Origin of the sequence: Acinetobacter sp. P1(2025) (assembly GCF_051390655.1) — a bacterium.
Lineage (GTDB): Bacteria > Pseudomonadota > Gammaproteobacteria > Pseudomonadales > Moraxellaceae > Acinetobacter > Acinetobacter junii.
In genome coordinates this window covers 1-5,925 of record NZ_JBPKBJ010000122.1, presented here as the reverse complement: position 1 = coordinate 5,925, position 5,925 = coordinate 1, and the positions used below count along the sequence as shown (strand labels likewise).

Annotated in this window: 2 protein-coding genes; both read right to left on the bottom strand. The window is 44.1% G+C overall.

The window, feature by feature from the left end; all coding sequences use genetic code 11:
* A partial coding sequence (locus tag ACSC97_RS17605) for a beta strand repeat-containing protein (protein WP_436662234.1) occupies positions 1–3,842 on the bottom strand: 3,842 nt, incomplete at its 3' end.
* A 1,510-nt stretch (positions 3,843–5,352) separates the two neighbouring features.
* On the bottom strand, positions 5,353–5,835 hold the full coding sequence (locus tag ACSC97_RS17600; RefSeq protein ID WP_436662232.1) for a hypothetical protein: 483 nt from the start codon (positions 5,833–5,835) through the stop codon (positions 5,353–5,355).
* Positions 5,836–5,925 lie beyond the last annotated feature (90 nt).

The following is a 5,925-nucleotide window of genomic DNA, read 5'->3' as shown; positions in this document are numbered from 1 at the left end:
ATCGTGCCAGCAACAGTATCAATACCTGTATTGATGATTTCAGTTTTTAAGCTTTCAACGCCCTGAACCACATCAATACCTTGTTGAACAATACCTGTTACAGGGTTATCACCTAAGTCACCACCGGTGAAACCTTCGATCGCATCAGTCACCATTTCAAGAGGCGAACCATCCGTACCGCCAGTGATAGTATCAATCACGCCAGTCACAGGGTTGTCACCAAGATCACCACCAGTGAAACCCTCGATCGCATCAGTGACCATTTCAAGAGGTGAACCATCCGTACCGCCAGTAATGGTATCAATCACACCTGTTACAGGGTTATCACCTAAATCACCACCTGTGAAACCTTCGATTGCATCAGTCACCATTTCAAGTGGAGAACCGTCAGTACCACCAGTGATGGTATCAATCACGCCAGTTACAGGGTTATCACCTAAGTCACCACCTGTGAATCCTTCGATTGCATCAGTTACCATTTCAAGAGGTGAACCATCCGTACCGCCAGTAATGGTATCAATCACACCTGTTACAGGGTTATCACCTAAATCACCACCTGTGAAACCTTCGATTGCATCAGTCACCATTTCAAGTGGAGAACCGTCAGTACCACCAGTGATGGTATCAATCACGCCAGTTACAGGGTTATCACCTAAGTCACCACCTGTGAATCCTTCGATTGCATCAGTTACCATTTCAAGTGGAGAACCGTCAGTACCGCCCGTGATGGTATCAATCACACCTGTTACAGGGTTATCACCAAGATCACCACCCGTGAATCCTTCGATTGCATCAGTCACCATTTCAAGTGGAGAACCGTCAGCCAGATCACCTAAATTGCCAAGATCTTCACCGATATGTTGAACAATCTCAGTTGCAGTCGAACCATTGGTAATTAAGGTATCAATCACACCTGTAGCAGAATCCATCGCACCATCAAAATCAGCGCCAGCGAGATCAGAGATCGTTTCTAAAGAACCATTCACAGTATCGCGAGAAGTTTCAAAAGTAAGCGTACCTAGATCAGCTAAATCACCAACAGGATGTTCAGACTCAGGGAATGCACCAATGATCGTGCCAGCAACAGTATCAATACCTGTATTGATGATTTCAGTTTTTAAGCTTTCAACGCCCTGAACCACATCAATACCTTGTTGAACAATACCTGTTACAGGGTTTGAACCTAAGTCACCACCAGTAATGGTATCAATGACGCCAGTCACAGGGTTGTCACTAAGATCACCACCAGTGAAACCTTCGATTGCATCAGTCACCATTTCAAGAGGCGAACCATCCGTACCACCCGTGATGGTATCAATCACGCCAGTCACAGGGTTATCACCAAGATCACCACTTGTGAATCCTTCGATTGCATCAGTCACCATTTCAAGAGGAGAACCGTCAGTACCGCCAGTAATGGTATCAATCACACCTGTTACAGGGTTGTCACCAAAATCACCACCTGTGAAACCTTCGATCGCATCAGTCACCATTTCAAGAGGCGAACCATCCGTACCGCCAGTGATAGTATCAATCACGCCAGTCACAGGGTTGTCACCAAGATCACCACCTGTGAAACCTTCGATCGTATCAGTGACCATTTCAAGAGGTGAACCATCCGTACCGCCAGTGATGGTATCAATCACACCTGTTACAGGGTTATCACCTAAATCACCACCTGTGAAACCTTCGATTGCATCAGTCACCATTTCAAGAGGAGAACCGTCAGTACCGCCCGTAATGGTATCAATCACACCTGTTACAGGGTTGTCACCTAAGTCACCACCCGTGAAACCTTCGATCGCATCAGTGACCATTTCAAGAGGAGAACCGTCAGCTAGATCTCCTAAATTGCCAAGATCTTCACCGATATGTTGAATAATCTCAGTTGCAGTCGAACCATTGGTAATTAAGGTATCAATCACACCTGTAGCAGAATCCATCGCACCATCAAAATCAGCGCCAGCGAGATCAGAGATCGTTTCTAAAGAACCATTCACAGTATCGCGAGAAGTTTCAAAAGTAAGCGTACCTAGATCAGCTAAATCGCCAACAGGATGTTCAGACTCAGGGAATGCACCAATGATCGTGCCAGCAACAGTATCAATACCTGTATTGATGATTTCAGTTTTTAAGCTTTCAACGCCCTGAACCATATCAATACCTTGTTGAACAATACCCGTTACAGGGTTGTCACCAAGATCACCACCAGTGAATCCTTCGATCGCATCAGTGACCATTTCAAGAGGAGAACCATCAGTACCACCAGTGATGGTATCAATCACACCTGTTACAGGGTTGTCACCTAAGTCACCACCTGTGAATCCTTCGATTGCATCAGTCACCATTTCAAGTGGAGAACCATCAGCAAGATCACCTAAATTGCCAAGATCTTCACCGATATGTTGAATAATCTCAGTCGCAGTCGAACCATTGGTAATTAAGGTATCAATCACACCTGTAGCAGAATCCATCGCACCATCAAAATCAGCGCCAGCGAGATCAGAGATCGTTTCTAAAGAACCATTCACAGTATCGCGAGAAGTTTCAAAAGTAAGCGTACCTAGATCAGCTAAATCACCAACAGGATGTTCAGACTCAGGGAATGCACCAATGATCGTGCCAGCAACAGTATCAATACCTGTATTGATGATTTCAGTTTTTAAGCTTTCAACGCCCTGAACCACATCAATACCTTGTTGAACAATACCTGTTACAGGGTTATCACCTAAGTCACCACCCGTGAAACCATCGATTGCATCAGTCACCATTTCAAGAGGAGAACCATCAGTACCGCCAGTGATGGTATCAATCACGCCAGTTACAGGATTGTCACCTAAGTCACCACCCGTGAAACCATCGATTGCATCAGTGACCATTTCAAGAGGAGAACCGTCAGTACCGCCCGTGATGGTATCAATCACGCCAGTTACAGGGTTATCACCTAAATCACCACCCGTGAAACCTTCGATTGCATCAGCCACCATTTCAAGTGGAGAACCATCAGCAAGGTCACCTAAATTGCCAAGATCTTCACCGATATGTTGAATAATCTCAGTCGCAGTCGAACCATTGGTAATTAAGGTATCAATCACACCTGTAGCAGAATCCATCGCACCATCAAAATCAGCGCCAGCGAGATCAGAGATCGTTTCTAAAGAACCATTCACAGTATCGCGAGAAGTTTCAAAAGTAAGCGTACCTAGATCAGCTAAATCACCAACAGGATGTTCAGACTCAGGGAATGCACCAATGATCGTGCCAGCAACAGTATCAATACCTGTATTGATGATTTCAGTTTTTAAGCTTTCAACACCCTGAACTACATCAATACCTTGTTGAACAATACCTGTTACAGGGTTATCACTTAAATCACCACCGGTGAAACCTTCGATCGCATCAGTCACCATTTCAAGAGGAGAACCATCAGTACCGCCAGTGATGGTATCAATCACGCCATTCACAGGGTTATCACCTAAATCACCACCCGTGAAACCTTCGATCGCATCAGTCACCATTTCAAGAGGAGAACCGTCCGTACCGCCCGTGATAGTATCAATCACAGCTGTTACAGGGTTATCACCTAAATCACCACCGGTGAACCCTTCGATTGCATCAGTCACCATTTCAAGAGGAGAACCGTCAGTACCACCAGTGATGGTATCAATCACGCCAGTAACAGGGTTATCACCTAAGTCACCACCCGTGAAACCTTCGATCGCATCAGTGACCATTTCAAGAGGAGAACCATCAGTACCGCCCGTGATGGTATCAATCACACCTGTTACAGGGTTGTCACCTAAATCACCACCAGTGAAACCTTCGATTGCATCAGTGACCATTTCAAGAGGAGAACCATCAGCCAGGTCACCTAAATTGCCAAGATCTTCACCGATATGTTGAATAATCTCAGTCGCAGTCGAACCATTGGTAATTAAGGTATCGATCACACCTGTAGCAGAATCCATCGCACCATCAAAATCAGCGCCAGCGAGATCAGAGATCGTTTCTAAAGAACCATTCACAGTATCGCGAGAAGTTTCAAAAGTAAGCGTACCTAGATCAGCTAAATCACCAACAGGATGTTCAGACTCAGGGAATGCACCAATGATCGTGCCAGCAACAGTATCAATACCTGTATTGATGATTTCAGTTTTTAAGCTTTCAACGCCCTGAACTACATCAATACCTTGTTGAACAATACCTGTTACAGGGTTATCACCAAGATCACCACCCGTGAATCCTTCGATTGCATCAGTCACCATTTCAAGTGGAGAACCATCAGCAAGATCACCTAAATTGCCAAGATCTTCACCGATATGTTGAATAATCTCAGTCGCAGTCGAACCATTGGTAATTAAGGTATCAATCACACCTGTAGCAGAATCCATCGCACCATCAAAATCAGCGCCAGCGAGATCAGAGATCGTTTCTAAAGAACCATTCACAGTATCGCGAGAAGTTTCAAAAGTAAGCGTACCTAGATCAGCTAAATCACCAACAGGGTGTTCAGACTCAGGGAATGCACCAATGATCGTGCCAGCAACAGTATCAATACCTGTATTGATGATTTCAGTTTTTAAGCTTTCAACGCCCTGAACTACATCAATACCTTGTTGAACAATACCTGTTACAGGGTTATCACCAAAATCACCACCTGTGAATCCTTCGATTGCATCAGTCACCATTTCAAGAGGAGAACCATCCGTACCGCCCGTGATGGTATCAATCACGCCAGTTACAGGGTTATCACCTAAGTCACCACCTGTGAAACCTTCGATCGCATCAGTCACCATTTCAAGTGGAGAACCATCCGTACCGCCAGTAATGGTATCAATCACGCCAGTTACAGGGTTATCACCTAAGTCACCACCTGTGAACCCTTCGATTGCATCAGTCACCATTTCAAGAGGCGAACCGTCAGCACCGCCCGTGATGGTATCAATCACGCCAGTTACAGGGTTATCACCTAAATCACCACCCGTGAAACCTTCGATCGCATCAGTCACCATTTCAAGAGGAGAACCGTCAGCTAGATCTCCTAAATTGCCAAGATCTTCACCGATATGTTGAACAATCTCAGTCGCAGTCGAACCATTGGTAATTAAGGTATCAATCACACCCGTAGCAGAATCCATCGCACCATCAAAATCACCTCCTACAAAATCAGAGACGGTTTCTAAAGAACCATTCACAGTATCGCGAGAAGTTTCAAAAGTGAGTGTGCCTAAACTTGCGCCATCCGCAATAGGGCTTTCAGATTGGTGAATCGTATCAATTGCTGTATTAGCTAAAGTATTGATGCCTGAATTAATAATTTCAGTCTTAAAGCTTTCTAGTTCTTGTAGTTGATCAATTCCACCCCTGAATCGTTTCAACTGCTGGGTTATTTCCACCTGTAAAGCTATTGATAACTGTTGTTATAGTTTCAGTTGGATTGCCATTTACATCTGTTAAACCAGAGACAATATTAGTTAATGTTTGCGTTGGATTCGTTCCACCTGTGAAATTATTAATAATGTTTGTAATAGGTGTGGTTGGATTCGTGAGACCGCCAGTAAAATTATAAATAGCATTTGTGATGGTATTAAAAGGATAGCTACCATTAAAGCCAAAATTAAAGCCTCCTAAATTACCTCCTATGCCACCACCAGCACCATCTGGTCCACCTGTTAACGCTCCGCTAAGTACACCAAGACTGGTATTGATATTCCCATTTGAACTTCCAGTTCCATCATTGAAACCACCATTTAATCCCCCCATGAAATTAGTGATAGAGAACACTGAACTAGGATTAATCTGTCCTTTAAAGTAATAGGACTTACGCACTATCATTTATAGATTCTCTGTGGTAGCAGATGATTTTTATCGAGAATAAAGTCATCAATGAAGTCTTTGATGATTGGTCTAAATAAGTTCTTTTGC